This window comes from gamma proteobacterium SS-5, assembly GCA_009497875.2.
GTDB classification, from domain to species: domain Bacteria; phylum Pseudomonadota; class Gammaproteobacteria; order Chromatiales; family Chromatiaceae; genus Magnetovirga; species Magnetovirga frankeli.
Window position 1 is genome coordinate 2,687,232 of sequence record CP032508.2, and the last position, 16,525, is coordinate 2,703,756.

Sequence of the window (16,525 nt, forward strand, 5' to 3'; positions counted from 1 at the left end):
CCTCCGAGCCAGCGCTCGGAGCTCCCAGGAGGGGTAGCAACGGCAAGGATGCTGCACCCTAAGCCAATTGCCAAAATTACTACAACCCAATGAAAAACATAAACTTAATCTACGATAATCGGCGTAATCTGCGGTTTATAGGGTCAGTTGCGGACACTGAATCAACTTCAGACTAAACCCATGCAAATCGCCCTGCCCTTGCTCATTCCCCTGCTTACCGCCCTGGCCACGGCCTTGGCCATGGCGCGCCCGCGTCTGCAGCGGATCATCGGCCTGGTCGGCAACCTGGCGCTATTGTTGGCGGCCCTTGGCCTGCTGCAGGCGGTGATGGCCGAGGGGCGTCTGCGCCTGGTGCTGGGCGGCTGGCCGACTCCCTTTGGCATCGAACTGGTGGCCGACCCGCTGAGCGCGTCACTGGTCCTGGTGGCCGCCCTGCTGGCCCTGGCGGTGCGCATCTACGCCAGCGGCCAGCCCAGCGGACCTGCCGCCCTGCTGCCGCTGGAACAGGGTCTGCTGGCGGCGGCCCTGGCCATCTGTCTGGCCGGTGACCTGTTCAACCTCTATGTCTGGTTCGAGCTGATGCTGATCTGCCTGCTTGGCCTGCTCGCCCTGAATGGAGGACAGCGGGCAAGCGAGGCCAGCCTCAAGTATTTCGCCCTGAGCCTGATCGGCACCCTGCTCATGCTGGCCGCCATCGGCCTGATCTACGGCGCTACCGGCCAGCTGAACTTCACCGCCCTGGGTCAGGCCGCGCACGACCCGGCGCTGGCCAGCTCCCTATCCCTCTACACCAGCCTGCTGATAGCCGCCCTGTTGCTCAAGGCGGCCGCATTTCCCCTGTTCGCCTGGCTACCGGCCAGCTATCACTGCCTGCCCGCGCCCCAGCTGGCCCTGGTCGGCGGCCTGCTCACCAAGCTGGCGGCCTATGTCATCCTGCGCCTGCTGGGTGAACTGTTCGTGCTGACCCCGGCGATCTTGCTGGAGGGGCTGGGCTGGCTGGCCCTGGCCACCATGCTCAGCGGCGTGCTCGGTGCCGCCTATCACTGGGACATGCGCCGCATCCTTGCCTTCCACATCGTCAGTCAGATCGGCTACCTGTTGCTGGGCATCGCCCTGGCCAGTCCGGCGGGCACCGTCGCCACCGGCTTCTTTCTGCTGCACAACATCCTGGTCAAGGCCAATCTGTTCCTGATTGTGGGCCTGATGATCCTGGCCGCCGGTCACCATGACCTGCGCCGCATCGGCGGTCTCTACCCGGCCAGCCTGCTGCTGGCGGGGCTGTTCTTCGTCAACGCCTTCGCCCTGGTCGGGGTACCGCCCACCACCGGCTTCTGGGGCAAGTTTCTGATCCTGCGCGAGGCCTTTGCCCAGGGCCGTTACCTCTGGGGCGGCATGGCCCTGGCGGTGGGCCTGCTGACCCTCTATTCCATGAGCAAGATCTGGCTGGAGGGGTTTTGGAAGGCCCACCCGGAACCTGACCGGCTGAACCCTCAGGCGATCCCCCTGAGCGGCTGGATCAGCGTCAGTGGGTTGACCCTGCTCCTGCTGGTCAGTGGAATTTATCCGGAACCCCTGATCGCATTCCTCGCCAACGGCAGCACCGAATTCTGGAGGCCATTGCCATGAATCAGGCCATGACGAATCGGGCCATGAATCGAGCCATGAATCAAACGATGGCCCTGTCGCACTTGCTGTTCAATCTGATCCGCGGGGCCCTGCGCTCGGGGCTGCAGGCTGCTGCCATCATCCTGCTGCGGCCCAAACGGGTACAACCCGGTTTTGTCTGGCTGGACTACGGCGACCTGGAACCAGGGCCTGCCAGCCTGCTCGCCGCCCTAGTTACCCTCACCCCCGGCAGCACCGCGCTGGAAATTGACCCGCAACAACGCCGAATACGCTTGCACCTGCTGGATATTGAGCAGGCCGAGGCGACCAGGGCTGAAATCCAGCGTGAGGTGATTCAGCCGCTGCAACGACTGATTGGAGGCGCTGCGCCATGAGCCTGCCCATGCTCTTAGTGCTAGTGGCCGGGGCCTGCGCCCTGATCGGGGTATATCGACTGCTGCTCGGCCCCAGCCACAGCGACCGGCTGGTGGGCATGGACCTGCTGTTCGCCATCGCCATCGTCTTCTGCCTGCTGGCCGCCTGGGTCAGTGGACGCAGCCTCTATTTGGATGTTGCCATAGGCCTGGCCCTGGCCGGCTTCGTCGCCACCCTGTCCTGGGCGCGTTTGATCCAGCGCGCTGCCAAAACAACGCACGATCCGGAGACACCATGAGCCTGGCACTTGGCCTATTGGGCAATCTACTGAGCCTGCTGGCCATACTGGTACTGGTCATCGCCGCCCTGGGCGTGCTGCGCCTGCCCGATGCCCTGGCCCGCCAGCACGCGGCCACCAAGGCGGCCACCCTGGGGGTGGTCCTGCTCGCCCTGGGCCTGGCCCTGGTAGCCATGGGTCAAGGCTGGGGTGCCGGATGGCTGCTGCGTCTGGCCCTGCTGATCTTGGCACTGCTGCTGACCCTGCCCCTGGCTTCCCACGCGGTGGCTCGGGCGGCAGTGACCGAATCTGGCGGGGAAAATGAACCCGATTGATAGCATCAATCCCGCCTGAGTATCATGCAGGCCGCTGGGCAGGTGTTTGTATGCTACGCAGCGCCTCCCCGGATTCCGCCCTTCGACAGGCCCTTCGGCAGGCTCAGGACACAGCTCAGGACATCGCTTCGCTGCATCCGGGCTACAGGAGTCGCCGAGTCCCGAGAGGTGATGCCGCCCGCCCCATGACCATTAGATTAGAGACAACAACATGACCAAAAAACACCAGCCTGGCCAAGGCATAGACAACAACAAACTAGACCGGATCGTAGCCGATGCCCGGCAGCAGGCCGAGAAGCGGGAGCAAGGCTATCGTGAGCAGTCGCTGCGTATTCACCCCTGGATCTGCGCCCGCTGCGGTCGGGAATTTACCCGCGTCAATCTGCGCGAGCTCACCGTCCACCACAAGGATCATAACCACGACAACAACCCGCAAGACGGCAGTAATTGGGAGAATCTCTGTCTGTACTGTCATGACAACGAGCACCAACGCTATGTGGACCGGGTGCGTGGCTACGATGGCCTGACCCAGAACGAGACCAAGCCCTCGACCCACAACCCCTTCGCCGCCCTGGGGGCGATGCTGAAAAAGAACCCCGATACCCCATGAATCTTCCTATGCCCGCTTCGGGATTCGACAATTAACCGAAACTCCCAATAATATTAGCCGTGAGAGGTATGAGCGTCGGCGGGAGCAACTTGTTGGGCCTCAATAGTGCTGGCCAATGGTTTTCGTGGGGGTAAGGCAACCACGCGTTCGGGGTGTGATGCTTGTTTTTTCATCAAATCATTGAAAATACGATCAATGTCGTAGTTAAATTGGCGTGCGTACTCATCTCTGAGTGCTCGCGTTTCTGCAACAACAGGATCTTGCCACATAGTTAAGGCTCCATGAGTTCAAGGGGCGTACATATGACTGGTGGTTCATAGCCAAGCGATCGGCAGGTGGTTTCTATTTTTGGTCGAGTATGAGCATTTGCAATATGCGTACAGTTCCATGTAAGCAGATACGCCACCCCGTTCACTGCTGCTATGGCAACGTGATAGGCGTCCGCTTCGGCCTTCTCTGGAAGGGCATGGCCCTCAATCAGGGTCAGAGCCAATTCCTTGACATTTTCAGAAATTTGGAGGAGCGGAATCTCAGCAATGGCATCCAACCGACGCTGAGACGCCTCTGGATGACCCTTGCTTGCTTCCAACACAACAAGCTCAGAAACAAAAACATCATAGTTCTGCTTTCGTTTTTCCCACCATTCGGTTGTCGTATTTTGATTTGCCATGGCCCGCAAATCGTTACTCGGCCAGGCGGTCAAATAGCTTATAATTGACGTTTCTACGTAAACGGTATCCTTCACCAGCCCCCCTTTTTTATTGCCAACTCTTCACATCACCAACAGAATAAAGCACAGCAAGGATATTTATGATATAAGAGTACAATTGCATTATTAGTATTACTTATTCGTATTGATCCGAGTGGAAACAGAAAACGTGGTCTGTCCCCTAATAACGCTCTGGATAGGCTTTGCTTGCTGCCAAATCAAATGACTTGATTGTTCCTGTCGGCGGGCTGCATCTTCAGCAATAGCACTAATATCGCCACTAAATTTATCAGAAATATCTTCTCGTATATGATGTATCTCTTCAATGATTGAATCAGATTTTTTCACTATCATCTCCTAACAACTCCTCCGGTGTACAAATTACTGGTATCGGAATACCTCGCTTTATAAACAAGCTATGAATCTTTGGTAAAATTTTTGCGTTAGCAATATGTTTACAGTTCCAAGTTAATAGATAATCAATTTGATGATAGGCAACTGTGGCAATATGAAGTGCATCAACTTGTGCTTTCATAGGTAAAATACCAAGAGCCATGATTTCTTCTGCAAGTGCAACTATTTCAGGCGAGTGTGGTAGCAGCGGAATATTTTCAAGTAATGCTAACCGCTCTGCAGCGAGTTTCTCATTTCCCGCTGTCGCCTCATCAATGACATATTGCGAAATAACAAGCTCATATTGATTTCGCTCATGGATCCACCAATGGGAGGTTAGTAATTGTCGTGCGGCGACAATGATTTGGCTACTTGACTGCTGCCGTAAATAGCTAATGATCGATGTTTCAATATAAACGGTACTCATTTGATTTAATTATACTCTTGCCTCATAAAGCCTGATTATCAACCCAGGCGCGCATTTCGTCGGGAAGCGACACCTGCATAGTGGCCATCTAAAATTTCCTCCTCAATCAAGCATGACAAGATTCTAGCAAGTTTCGCCAGGGGTGCACGGCTTGATGTCAGTGTTATGAGCGATTTGGGCCGATGAGGATGTTAGGACAGCGCATAGGGCGACACATGGCTGCCGTGCCTTCGCCGGAGGCGCAGGTTCCAGCGGGTTTGGCTAGGGGGCGGGAGCGGCCCTCACCCCAACCCCTCTCCCGGGGTGAGAGGGGCTCTACTGCCTTATTCTTCTCTGCGTCTTTTGCGCTTCTCGACTCTGGCATCCTGCTTCGTTCTACCTTCTGCATCCATGCAGTCGTTTGCGCCCTCTGCGTCCCATCGGTTAGCAGACCAACCGCCTAGCTGTGGTTAAACCCCGCCGGAGTGGATGATTTGGTAGTAGAGCTTTTCCAGTTCGACCTTGTGCTTGGTCTCTTCGTTGGCGAGAAATTGGAACAGGGTCTTGATCGGCCCTTCAGGGGTGGATTCGGCCAGGGTGCCGTATTGCTCCATGGCGGCGTGTTCGCGCATCATGGCGTATTGCAGAATGGATTGATCGTCGGGGTTCTCGCCCATCTCGGGGAGGTGGATGCAGTCGGAGAATTTGTGGTCGTTGACCGGGCGTTCGATTTCCGTTTCCAGCACCTGCATCATGTCGTCCCGTTCCAGCAGTTCGGTGAACAGGCGAAAGTGCTCCTGTTCCTCGGCGGCGAGCTCTTCCACCAGGTAGCGGATGTTTTTGCTCACCTTGGGGATCATGCCGCTGTAGAAGTCGCGGGCGGTGCGCTCGAAGTCGATGGCGACGTTGAGCACTTCTTCCACCGTGGTCTGCGCCTTGAGGCGCTGATACCCCTTACCTTCCGGCATGGCTCGTCTCCTGCTGGCTGAACATCTGCTGAATACTCTTGGCCACCCGGTGACCGTCCGCCACCGCATGCACCACGTCCGGGCCCTTGACGCAGTCGCCGGCGCACCAGAGCCAAGGCTGGTTGGTGCGGCAGTCCTCATCCACCTGGATGCGGCCCCGGTTCCACTCCAGCGCCTCGGTCAGTTGTTCGCCGAGCAGGCTGACGTCAGCCATCTGGCCGATGGCCTCAACCACCATCTCGCCCTCATGCAACTGCTCGTCGCTGGGGTCGTACTGGGGGGCAAAGCGGCCCTGTTCGTCGAAGATGGAGAGTACCTTCCAGGTTTTCAAGCCCAGCAGCTCGCCTTGCTCATTGACTACGCATTCCTGCGGGCCTCGGGCATCGCGGATATCTATGCCCTCCTCCAGGGATTCCTTGACCTCGTCCGGGTCGGCGAGGAAGTGGGCAAGGTCTTCCAGCGCGGTGAGGGTGACCTTGATCTCACCGTACTGCTGCTTCTGCAAGCGGGCCATGGAACGAGCGATATCCATGGCGACATTGCCGCCGCCGATCACGACCATTGAGCGCGGCGCCTGTATCTTTTCGCCTTCGGTGATGCGGCGCAGCAGGTCAACGGCCTTCTCGACCTTGGGATGATCGGAGCCGGGAATGCGGGTGCCACGCCCCATCTGCAGGCCGATGGCCAGCACCACGGCATCATGCTCCTGGCGCAGTTGCTCCATGCTGATATCCTGGCCGATGCGGGTGTGGTAGCGGATCTCCACCCCCATGGACAGGATCATGTCCACGTCGCGCTGCAGGGTGTCGTAGGGCAGGCGGTATTCGGGGATGCCGTAGCGGGTCATGCCGCCGGCGTGGCCCAGGGCCTCGAAAATGGTCACCGCATGGCCCTGGCGCGCCAGGTCGAAGGCCGAGGTCAGGCCGGCGGGACCGGCACCGATAACGGCAATCTTACGCCCTGTGGCCGGGGCCGGTTCGCCGATGATGGCACGCCAGCGCTCGTAGGGTACCTGCTCGGTGATATGGCGCTTGAGCCAGCGGATGGCGATGGGGTCACCCTCGTGGCGGGCGGCGCAGGCGGTCTCGCAGCGGTGGGTGCAGACCTTGCCGCAGATCTGCGACAGGGGATTGCTGTCGTAGAGCAGCTTCAGCGCCTGCTCGTAATCGCCGTCGCGAATGGCGGCGATGTATTGGGGTACGGCCATATGGGTGGGACAGGTGGCCACACAAAGCCCGCAGGCAACACAGCGGTCGGCCTCCAGCTTGGCCTGTTCGACGTCATAACCCTGGACGATCTCGACAAAGGAATCGACGCGCGCTTCCGGTTCCAGCTCGCCCATCCGCACCCGCTCGCGCGCGGCCAGTTGATGGCCCTCGGGACGGTGATAGCCCAACTCGCTGTCGTCCCAATGTTTTTTGTCCACGCCAGGCATGAAGCGGAAGGCATCGGGGTCGGCCTCCACCCATTTGTAGGCGTTGGACATGGTCAGTGAGCCGGTCATGCAGACATCGACGCAAAGGGCGCACCAGCAGCAGCGGCCATAGTCGATGCGCGGGCGCAGGCCGGAATCACCCTCGCGGCTGGCAATGCCCTCGGCCGGCAGCATGTCGATGGCACCATTCTGGCAGATGGTTTCGCAGGTGCCGCAGCCGATGCACTTGTCCATGTCGTTCTGATGAAAGCCACGGTAGCGCGGCGCGGCGGCGCGATTGAGCGGGTCCTTGATGCTGACCGGATCGCGGAAGATATTCTTCCAGGCCGAGAAGGGAGACAGTATGTCTTGCACGCTCATCGTTCGATCTCCGGCGGATAGGTGTGCAGGGAGACCAGCAGGGCCGCCACGTCCGAGATATTGCAGTTGACGATCAGGCGCTCCAGCAGGGCCATGGCGTGGGTGTAGGAAGGCCCACGCACGTTGACCCGGCGCGGATAGCCGGAGCCATCGGTAACCAGATAATAGCCGTACTCGCCGCGTGAGCACTCACCGCGCACATAGGTCTCACCGTGTGGGATCTGCCAGTGCAGCACGTTGGGCAGGGGTGACATCACCGGACCCATGCGCGGCATCTTGGCCAGGATCTGGCGAATCAGGTCCACCGACATCAGCAGGTCGCGGCGGCGCACATCGGCGCGGGTGTAGATGTCCGAGTCCTTGCCCACCACCGGCTCGAAATCCAGCTCGGGATAGACCAGGTAGGGATCGTCCTTGCGCACATCGCGGGGAAAGCCCATGGCACGGGCCACCGGGCCGGTGATGCCGTACTGATCCAGCAAGGCCGGATCGACATAGCCCACGCCAATGGTGCGCTTCTTGAATACGGCGTTGTGGAACATGACCTTGTCCACGTCCGCTAGAGTGCTTTCGATCTCTTGCAGGGTCTCTTCCATGCGCCCGTCAAAGCCCTCCGGCAGGGTGTCGCGCACGCCGCCGGGGAGGATGAACATGTGATAGATGCGTGCGCCGGTCATCTCCTCAAACCGGTCCAGCATCAGGTCGCGCACATAGGTGGTCCACTGGCCTATGACGCCCTGACCGAGCGCACCGGCCTGGCCGCCCAGGTACATGAGGTAGGAATTGATCCGGCCCATTTCCAGGATCAGGGTACGAATCCAGCGCGCCTGCTCGGGTATCTCGATACCGGCCAGCTCTTCCACTGCGGCGGCATAGCAGTACTCATTGAAGTCCGGCTCGGGCACGCAAATGCGGCAGACGATGGGGAAGCACTGGATGAAGGTACGCCGCTCCATCAGCTTCTCGAAGCCACGGTGCAGGTAGCCGACGTGGGTCTTGCCTTCCACCACCTCATCGCCGCAGACGGTCAGCTCCACCGACATGTTGCCGGTGATGCCGGGGTGGTTGGGCCCCTGCCAGAGTTTGAGGTACTTGCCCGAGGTCAGGTCGATGTCGAGTTTGCCGTCAGGGCCCGGCTGGGGATACTGGCTGCGATCCGGCTGATAGGCCATCAGTGCTTCTCCGGATAAAGCTGAGCGCGCATGTGGGTCTCGGGGTCGCGGGTCTCGCGCCCGGCCCGCTCGGCGTATTGGCTGCGGGCGTACTCCAGGGTGTCGAAATCGCGCCGGTAGGGTGGTGTGGTGTTCCAGCCCTCCAAGATAAATTCTTCATGCAGACGCGGGCTACCGGGGAAGTCGATGCCAAACATCTCCCGAAGTTCACGCTGGTAGGTAGCCGCGGTCGGCCAGAGGTCGTGGATGCTCTCCATCACCGGGTTGGCGCGGTCGAGCATCACCCGCAGGCCCAGATCACGCCGGCTCAGGCGGTCGCAGAGCAGGTAGGTCAGCTGGAACTGACCGTCCTCGAGCCAATCCACCGCTGTCAGCAGCACCAGATGGCTGAAGCCCTCGCGGTCACGCAGATGGGTGAGCAGCGGGCGCAGCCGATCCTTATCCACCGTGATGAAGAACAGATTGGCGCGCTGCTCGGTCAATTCACCCAGCACAAACAGCGACTGCAGACGTTGGTAAAGCTCACGCATGATGACTCAAAAACTCTGTATTTATGTTGCCCCCAGCCGACAGCCTTCAGCGGCCAGCTGGATGAGTGCGATCAGAGTCGCACCTAAAACTCTACTTGCTTGATTTCCGGCGGTTGCTTGGGCTTAGCGACCTTCTCTCCAACCTCGGCAATCTGTCTATTAACCTGTTTCTTCATGAAAAACGCCGCCAAACGATCGATACTGTAACCCTGCTCCTTGGCGATACTGTCCTTGGTAGCCCAAAGCTCCTCAAGTACTTGGTCAGCCATAATCTACCCCACCAGGCCAACCCCGGATTCCGCTACGCTGCATCCGGGCTACATCTAACTACTAAACCCCTAAACTACTATCTTCTAGCCTTATGAAGGGCCTACCAGTTGTAATCCGGCATATCCCAGTCATGGATAACCTGCTTCTGGTTGGCCTTGTACCAGTCGAAGTTCTCGGCGTACTTGTTGGCGCCCTCGCACTGGCCGGCGCGGATCAGCTTCTTCAGATCCTCGAAGCCCTGCAGCAGCGCCTCGGGGCGGGGCATACAGCCGGTAATGTAGAGGTCCACCGGCAGGTACTGATCCAGACACTTGATGGTGTTGTAGGAATCCCAGTACATGCCGCCGTTAATGGTGCAACTGCCCAGCCCTACCACGTACTTGGGGTTCTGCATCTGCTCGTAGGAGCGGATCGCCCGCTTCAGTGTCTTGGTGCTCAGATAGCCCGAAATGATGAACAGGTTGGCCTGGCGCGGCGTCGGTCGCCATTGCACGCCGTAGCGGTAGGCGTCGAAGCGTGGTGTCATCAGCGGGCGCATCTCGATGGCGCCACAGCCAGTGCCGAAGCCCAGAATCCACAGCGACTGCGAGCGGGCCCAGTTGAACAGGTCCTCGACGATCTTGCCGTAGGCCGCTGGCATCACGGTCGGTGCGGCCTCGCAGTAGTAATCCCGCAGCGGATCGACCTCGAACTCCTGGCCGTCGGGGGTTCTGACAATGCGTTTTTCCAGTTCCGGTTTCATGGCGAACAATCAAAAAGGGACGCAGAGAACGCTAAGAAGCGCAGAGGACGCAAAGGAAATATTTTGTTCATCACTCGCACCATCTGTAATTTCGCTTGAACCCATAAAATCAATTCCACTGGAGCTTGAAGGCAAAACAGCCTCACTTATCTCTGCGTTCTTTGCGTCTTCTCTGCGCACTCTGCGTCCTAATGACCTAGACCAACACCAGGGTAAGAAGGGACGCAGAGAACGCTAAGAAGCGCAGAGGACGCAAAGGAAAATTTTTGTTCATCACTCGCACCATCTGTAATTTCGCTTGAACCCATAAAATCAATTCCACTGAAGCTTGAAGGCAAAACAGCCTCACTTATCTCTGCGTTCTTTGCGTCTTCTCTGCGCACTCTGCGTCCTAATGACCTAGACCAACACCACGGCGAGGATGCCGATCGGCACCGCCCAGATGAGGAACCAGCGGATCGACTGTTCGACGCGGAAGCGCGGGAACACCACGCCCACCAGCACCGAGATCATGTAGATGCAGAACACCTTGAGGAAGAACACCGGCCAGCTGGCGGCGCCGCCGAAGAACAGGTTCATGTAGATGACGATCTTGGCGATGGGGAAGATGGCACGGTTGGTCTGCATCAGCGCCAGGTAGGAACTGTGGTACTCGGTGGGCGGGCCGATCGGGATTTCCTGCGGCGCCAGCACCACATCAAAGGGCGGCCGCATCATCGAACCCAAAAACGACAGCATGGCCGCCGTCACCGCCAAGGGGTTGGTGAACAGGGTCCAGTTGAGGAAGCTGCCCTGCTGGGCAGCGACTATGTCGGTTACCGACAGGGTCTGATACTGCAGCGCCACGGCGAATACCGCCAGGGCAAAGGGCAGCTCGGCGGCGGTGACCTGGGACAGGCCGCGGGTGATGCCTATGGCCGCGTGCGGATGGCCGCTCTCAGCCGCGCCCAGGGCCATGCCCAGGGTGCCGAAGAAGACGAAGTAGAGCGCCAGGATCAGGTCTCCGGCAAAGCTCATGTTGGAGAACATGTAGCTGCCGTAGATGGTCGGCACGAACAACAGCAGCCCCACCCCACCGGACAGGCGGAACACCGGGCCGAGGTAGAACATCACGCCATGGGTGATGGAGCTGCGCATGCTGTAGTTCTTGATCAGATCGGCATAGTTCTGCCAGATCGGGATGCCATGCCGACGCCCTACCCGCGCGCCGATCTTCTGAATGAAGGCGTTGAGGATCATGCCGTAGTTGACCACGATGAACAGAGTCAACAGGGAATACGGGATCTTCATCCAATCGAAGTCCATCACATCATCCCCTTCTGCAGCAGATAGACCGCCACCACGAACAACAGCAGGTGTACCGCATAGGTCTGACCGTTACCCGTATAGAAGCGGCGCAGCAGATCGGCCAGCTGGTGCAGCAGATCGGTCAGGGTCTCCCAGAAGCGGGTGACCAGCGGTTGGGTGAGAAAGCCCAGGGCCTTGCGGTAAGGCGCAAAGAAGTTCCAGGCAAAGTGGGTGGTCTCCGGCCGGTAGGGGCGCTCGGCGGCAAAGACGATGTTGAACTGCTTGACCTTCTGCGCCCGGCGGTTGACGAACAGCAGCCAGAGGAACAGGGTCATGAAGATCACGCCGATGATGATCATGATCGGGATCGGCGCCCATTGACCGAACTGGCTGGTGATGGTCAGGCCCTCCCAGTTCAGGCTGGGACCGCCAGAGAAGAACTGACCGATGTAGGCATCCACATGGCGCAGGGCCAGGCCGGGCACCAGGGCAAAGATCATCAGGAAGGCGACGAAGATCATCTGCGGCAGCACAATCCAGAACGGCGCTTCCTTGAGCTTGCGATGCTCATCCTTCAGCTGACCCAGGAAGATGGTATGGATCAGGCGGAACAGATAGAGGAAGGCGATAGGCCCAGCGAGGAAGATGATCACCAGCGGCAGACGATAGTCATCGGCCAGGATGGCGTTGTAGAAGATCCAGCGGCCACCGAAGCCGGACAGGGGCGGCACCCCGGACACGGCGATGATGCCGATCAGCACGGCAATGAAGCTCAGCGGCATCAGGGTGATCAGACCGCCCATCTGGTACATCAGGCGGGTGCCGGTGCGCTTGGCGACACCGCCCACCGAGAGGAACAGCATGGACTTATAGATATAGTGGTTGATGACGAACATCAGCGCCATCATCCAGCCCAGGTGGTTCATCATCGCCAGACCGAACACGGCATAGCCCATCTGGCCGATGGAGGAATAGGCCAGCAGGCGCTTGGCATCCTCCTGGAACACCGCCAGCAGGTTGCCCGTCAGGGCCGAGATGGCGCCGATCCAGAGCATCAGATAAGTCAGCTCGACCCCGTAGAGCTGCTGCTTGCCCATGGTCATCAGCAACAGGGTCAGGCCGAACAGACCCGCCTTGAGCAGGATGCCGGACACCATCGGCGACACATCGGTCTCCGCCTCGGCATGGGCACCGGGCAGCCAGATGTGCAGGCCGACGGCGGCGGTCTTGGTAAGAAAGCCGATGGCCAGCAGCAGGAACACCCAGCCGGCCAGCTCGCCGTTGAGATCGGCCAGGCGCACCAAGGGGATCTGCCCTGCCCCCAGCCCGGCCAGGGCAAAGCCGGTGAGGATCAGGAAGGCCCCGCCGAGGGAGAAAACGACATAGGAAAGGGCATGAGGCTCGGATTCCTTGCCGCGCAGGATGAGGAAATAGGAACCGACGGTGAGCAGTTCCCAGGCGGCGAAGAAATTAAAGCTGTTCTCCGCGACGATGAGCAGGGACAGACCGGCATACATCAACATGGCCGAGGGATAGAAACCCAGTCGCCGCTGGGCGCTGCCATAAAAGCTGGCGAGGAAGATAATCGCGCCGCCAAGCAGGATGATGCCGCCGTAGATCAGCTGCAGCGGGTCGTAGCCCGGATAGCTGAGCAGGAACCAGACGACCATGCCGCCAATGGCCAGCAGATTCTTCAGCCAGGCCGGCAGGGGCTCCAGCACCAGGAAGGCCAGGGCAAACAGCAATGGCAGCAGATGCAGCAGGTTGCTGTGGGGTGAGAGTTCACCCCAGATATAGGCCAGGGCCCAAGCAGCCACCAGGGCCAGCATCACCACCGTGCGCTTGTGCCAGGGGCAGGCCAGGGGCTGTTGCGGCAGATCGCGCTTGATCACGTAGCCGAACCAGCGGAACAGGTAACCGGCCTCCAGCAGGCTGGCAAACAGCATCAAGCCCAGCAGCCAGAGCCGATCCGCCGCCGCCAGGGCATGTACCAGCTCCCACTTGGCATAAAAGCCGGGGAAAGGCGGCAGGCCCATGAGCAGGGCGATAAAGCTGGCAAAGGCAAACAGCAGCAGCGGCCGCTGGCGCAGGGCCGCCCAGTCTTTCAGCTCACGCCCCTGCACCAGGCCGGAAATCCAGAACAGACCGGCCTTGGCCACCCCGTGGGCGAGGAGAATACCGCCAACGACAAACAGATAGTTGTCGCCAAGGATATCCTTCTGCCCCAGTACCAGCATCACCAGACCGATCTGGCCCACCGAGGAATAGCCGAGCAGGCGGCGATCATTCTCTTGGGCCAGGCTGAACAGATTGGCGGCGACGAAGGTGATCAGGCCGATGATGCTGGTGAGCATCAGCCAGTTGGGACCGGCGATCAGCAGCAGCTTGTCCAAGGCCACCAGGGAGGCTGCGCCCACGGCGGCGGAAATGATGGCGGAGAAGGCCGGATGGGCCGATTCATAGATATCCAGCGCCCAGCCATTGGCGGGAAAGGGCTTGAGCTCCAGCACCACCGCCATGAACATGAGGAAAAAGGCCAGGAAACCGCCCTTGAACAGCAGCGCGGACTGCTCGGCCATGCCATCGATATTGATGGTACCGGTGGCCTGGTAGGCAAAGAAGATACCGATCAGCAACAGGATCGACATCACCTGGGTCACGATCAGGTACTTGAAGCCCGCGCCCAGGGCGCGTCTGTCGTGGGACAACAGGATCAGGCCGCCGCTGGCGATCACCGTCAACTCGATGAAGACGAACAGATTGAATAGGTCGCGGGTAAGGATAACGCCGCTCAGGGCCATGCACAGCACCAGCAGCACCGACATCGCCCGCCGTCCCTGCTGCATCAGGGTATCGCGCAGATAGATGGCAGACAGCAACGCGGTGAGGTGCACCAGCAACAGCAGGGCCGCTTCGGCCAGGCCCAGGCGCAGGTTGACGGCAAAGGGCGGTGGCGCGCCTGCGGTGAAGATCTCGATCGGCACCAGGCCATCGAGGGCAAAGCCCTTGCTCCAGCAGAAGGCATTCCAGGTGAGGAAGGCCAGGGTCGCCAGGCTGATGCCGTAGGCGGCAAAGCGCCAGGAATCCCGCAGCAGCCCCAGCAGGAAGGCCGCGCCGAGACTGACGGCGATAAAGGCGATGCCATCTACCATTTCAGCTCCCGACACTTGCCGATATCCAGGGTGCCCTTGGTCACATAGATGCGGTAGGCATAGGCCAGCATCAGGGCGGTAACGCCCACGCCGATGACAATGGCGGTGAGCACCAGCGCCTGCGGCAGGGGGTCGATGATACGCTCGGCGGCCTCGGCCAGGGGTACGGCCTGATCCAGGATGGGCGCGGTGCGGCCGTTAAGATAACCGCTGGCCACCAGCACCAGGTTCACCCCGCTATGGGCGATGGTGAAGGAGACGATCATGCGCAACAGGTTGCGGTTGGTCAGGGCACCGTAGAGGCCCACCAGGATCAGAATGAAGCCTGTGGTCATGGCGATCTGGGCCATCAGGAATCCTCCGTCTCGGACAGGTTCACCAGCATGGAGCTGAACTCCGCGCCCACCTTGAGGCCGATGAAGGAATAGATGATGGGGATCACCCCGGCGGAGAACAGCTCGCCGACCGTACCAATGGGCAACAAACGGTTATCCAGGAAGCCTCCCGCCAGGGCCACGCCGAGTAGGCCCAGGCCAACAAAGACCAGGCCGGAGAAGGACTCGATGGCGGCGATCAGGCCATGGCTGAAGCGCTTCAGCGGATCGGTAAGCAGGATCAGAAGAATCGCCGAGGCCAGGATGGCACCACCCTGGAAGCCGCCGCCGGGGGTCAGGTGGCCGTTGACGAAGACATAGACGCCAAGCAGCAGGATCAGTGGCACCAGCAAGTTCTTGCCGGTGGTCAGCAGCTCGCCGGTGGGCGGCAACTGCCGCTGCGGGCCATCGCCGCTGCGCCGCCCCAGCGCCAGCACCAGGCCGACGATGGCGGCGGTCAAAAACAGCACCGTGACCTCGCCCAGGGTATCCAGGCCACGGTAGGTGACAATGATGGCGGTGGTGATATTGGCCGCACCCAGATCGGTGGCGCTGCGCTCGGCGTAGTAACGGGCCGTATCGTTCAGCTCGGTGGCCGGCACGAAGCCCAGCAGCAGATCGAGGAAGATCGCCCCCAGGGCCAACAGCAGCAGCAGGACAAAGGCGCGCCTAATCATCCGCCCCTCCGCGCACCCGGCCGAGGACAAAGAAAAACAGGAAGGTGGTCAGGCCGCTGCCGATGGCCGCTTCGGTCATGGCCACATCCGGCGCCGCCAGCAACAGGAACTGCACCGAGGTCAGCAGGCTCACCAGTCCGGCGGCCAGGATGGCAATGGGCAGGCTGCGCCTGCCTCGCACCGCCATCACCGCAGCGACGACCATGGCCAGGGCCAGCAACAGGCTCAGGGGCAGGAGGATATTCTCGCTCATGACTCGCCCTTGTCCTCGGCCAGGCGATCCACCTGGGTCAGATCGGACTTGGGTTGACCGCTGCGGTGGGCGGCACGGGCCAGCACCTGGGACGACAGCGGGTTGGTGAAGATCAGGAACACGCCGATCAGCAGCAGCTTCCAGCCCCATTCCGGGCGCAGCAGAAACACCCCCAGCAGGCTCAGCAGGGTGCCCAGGGTGGTGGCCTTGGTGCCCGCCTGCAGGCGGTTGTACAGGTCGGGCATACGCAACAGACCCAGCCCACCGAGTAGCAAAAAGGCGGTACCGGCCAGCAACAGCAAGGCACCCAGCAGATCCGTCCCCTGCCCCATCAGAACCCCCGCTCCAGATAACGGGCGAAGACGATCACGCCAAGGAAGGACAACAAGGCATAGACCAGGGCCACGTCCAGATAGATCACCCGCTCGGCCAGCAGGGCAATGAAGACGATGAAGCTGATGGAGACAATGGTCATCACATCGAAGGCCACCACCCGGTCGGCCGCCGTCGGCCCCTTGATGAAGCGCACCAAAGCGAACAGAAAGGCCACCCCGGCCAGCAGCGCCGCCAGCGAGACAAGAGATTCAACCAGGGA

Annotated in this window: 21 protein-coding genes; 5 read left to right on the forward strand and 16 right to left on the reverse strand. The window is 60.2% G+C overall.

Features of this window, described 5'->3' with window-relative positions; all coding sequences use genetic code 11:
* Positions 1-180 precede the first annotated feature (180 nt).
* The 5 genes from D5125_00445 (at position 181) to D5125_00465 (ending at position 3,202) form a co-directional block, all read left to right on the forward strand.
* Positions 181-1,626, forward strand: coding sequence for a Na+/H+ antiporter subunit D (locus tag D5125_00445; protein QFY88071.1), 1,446 nt, complete (start codon positions 181-183; stop codon positions 1,624-1,626).
* A gap of 35 nt (positions 1,627-1,661) precedes the next feature.
* Positions 1,662-2,000: a Na+/H+ antiporter subunit E gene (locus D5125_00450; protein ID QFY88072.2), complete on the forward strand. Its 339-nt coding sequence runs from the start codon at positions 1,662-1,664 to the stop codon at positions 1,998-2,000.
* 8 nt (positions 2,001-2,008) lie between these two features.
* Positions 2,009-2,278, forward strand: coding sequence for a cation:proton antiporter (locus D5125_00455; protein ID QFY88073.2), 270 nt, complete (start codon positions 2,009-2,011; stop codon positions 2,276-2,278).
* A complete protein-coding gene (locus D5125_00460) occupies positions 2,275-2,592 on the forward strand; it encodes a monovalent cation/H(+) antiporter subunit G (protein ID QFY88074.1) in 318 nt (105 codons plus the stop codon). Before D5125_00455 ends, D5125_00460 begins: the two co-directional genes overlap by 4 nt.
* Before the next feature lie 211 nt (positions 2,593-2,803).
* Entirely contained in the window at positions 2,804-3,202 is a 399-nt protein-coding gene (locus tag D5125_00465) for an HNH nuclease family protein (protein QFY88075.1), read from the forward strand.
* Positions 3,203-3,473: 271 nt separating this feature from the next.
* Here D5125_00465 and D5125_00475 read toward each other — a convergent pair whose 3' ends face one another.
* From D5125_00475 to D5125_00545, 16 genes are all read right to left on the reverse strand, one after another.
* A complete protein-coding gene (locus tag D5125_00475; protein ID QFY88077.1) occupies positions 3,474-3,947 on the reverse strand; it encodes a type II toxin-antitoxin system VapC family toxin in 474 nt (157 codons plus the stop codon).
* 96 nt (positions 3,948-4,043) lie between these two features.
* Complete coding sequence (locus D5125_17225) at positions 4,044-4,259, reverse strand: hypothetical protein (GenBank protein QPB72184.1); 216 nt, start codon at positions 4,257-4,259, stop codon at positions 4,044-4,046.
* Positions 4,246-4,731 carry a type II toxin-antitoxin system VapC family toxin gene (locus tag D5125_00480; GenBank protein QFY88078.1) on the reverse strand — a complete coding sequence of 162 codons (486 nt, stop codon included), beginning with the start codon at positions 4,729-4,731 and terminating at the stop codon, positions 4,246-4,248. The genes D5125_17225 and D5125_00480 overlap by 14 nt, the downstream gene beginning before the upstream one ends.
* A 449-nt stretch (positions 4,732-5,180) precedes the next feature.
* The gene (locus D5125_00485; protein QFY88079.1) at positions 5,181-5,678 is read right to left on the reverse strand and encodes a ferritin family protein; all 498 of its coding nucleotides are present in this window, start codon (positions 5,676-5,678) and stop codon (positions 5,181-5,183) included.
* Positions 5,665-7,473, reverse strand: a complete 1,809-nt coding sequence (locus D5125_00490) for an FAD-dependent oxidoreductase (GenBank protein QFY88080.1) — start codon at positions 7,471-7,473, stop codon at positions 5,665-5,667. The genes D5125_00485 and D5125_00490 overlap by 14 nt, the downstream gene beginning before the upstream one ends.
* Positions 7,470-8,645: an NADH-quinone oxidoreductase subunit D gene (locus D5125_00495; GenBank protein ID QFY88081.1), complete on the reverse strand. Its 1,176-nt coding sequence runs from the start codon at positions 8,643-8,645 to the stop codon at positions 7,470-7,472. The genes D5125_00490 and D5125_00495 overlap by 4 nt, the downstream gene beginning before the upstream one ends.
* Positions 8,645-9,175, reverse strand: a complete 531-nt coding sequence (locus D5125_00500; protein QFY88082.1) for an NADH-quinone oxidoreductase subunit C — start codon at positions 9,173-9,175, stop codon at positions 8,645-8,647. The genes D5125_00495 and D5125_00500 overlap by 1 nt, the downstream gene beginning before the upstream one ends.
* An 83-nt stretch (positions 9,176-9,258) precedes the next feature.
* Positions 9,259-9,444, reverse strand: coding sequence for a hypothetical protein (locus tag D5125_00505; protein ID QFY88083.1), 186 nt, complete (start codon positions 9,442-9,444; stop codon positions 9,259-9,261).
* Positions 9,445-9,545: 101 nt separating this feature from the next.
* Positions 9,546-10,187 (reverse strand): NADH-quinone oxidoreductase subunit NuoB, encoded by a 642-nt coding sequence (gene nuoB, locus D5125_00510; GenBank protein ID QFY88084.1) that lies wholly within the window; start codon positions 10,185-10,187, stop codon positions 9,546-9,548.
* Between the two features lie 399 nt (positions 10,188-10,586).
* Positions 10,587-11,492 carry an NADH-quinone oxidoreductase subunit H gene (locus tag D5125_00515; protein QFY88085.1) on the reverse strand — a complete coding sequence of 302 codons (906 nt, stop codon included), beginning with the start codon at positions 11,490-11,492 and terminating at the stop codon, positions 10,587-10,589.
* Entirely contained in the window at positions 11,492-14,626 is a 3,135-nt protein-coding gene (locus tag D5125_00520; GenBank protein QFY88086.1) for an NADH-quinone oxidoreductase subunit F, read from the reverse strand. Before D5125_00520 ends, D5125_00515 begins: the two co-directional genes overlap by 1 nt.
* Entirely contained in the window at positions 14,620-14,976 is a 357-nt protein-coding gene (locus tag D5125_00525) for a cation:proton antiporter subunit C (GenBank protein ID QFY88087.1), read from the reverse strand. Before D5125_00525 ends, D5125_00520 begins: the two co-directional genes overlap by 7 nt.
* On the reverse strand, positions 14,976-15,677 hold the full coding sequence (locus tag D5125_00530) for a sodium:proton antiporter (protein ID QFY88088.1): 702 nt from the start codon (positions 15,675-15,677) through the stop codon (positions 14,976-14,978). Before D5125_00530 ends, D5125_00525 begins: the two co-directional genes overlap by 1 nt.
* Positions 15,670-15,930 (reverse strand): DUF4040 domain-containing protein, encoded by a 261-nt coding sequence (locus D5125_00535; GenBank protein QFY91016.2) that lies wholly within the window; start codon positions 15,928-15,930, stop codon positions 15,670-15,672. The genes D5125_00530 and D5125_00535 overlap by 8 nt, the downstream gene beginning before the upstream one ends.
* Positions 15,927-16,262, reverse strand: a complete 336-nt coding sequence (locus D5125_00540) for a monovalent cation/H(+) antiporter subunit G (GenBank protein ID QFY88089.1) — start codon at positions 16,260-16,262, stop codon at positions 15,927-15,929. The genes D5125_00535 and D5125_00540 overlap by 4 nt, the downstream gene beginning before the upstream one ends.
* Positions 16,262-16,522 carry a cation:proton antiporter gene (locus D5125_00545; protein ID QFY88090.2) on the reverse strand — a complete coding sequence of 87 codons (261 nt, stop codon included), beginning with the start codon at positions 16,520-16,522 and terminating at the stop codon, positions 16,262-16,264. Before D5125_00545 ends, D5125_00540 begins: the two co-directional genes overlap by 1 nt.
* Between the last annotated feature and the right edge of the window lie 3 nt (positions 16,523-16,525).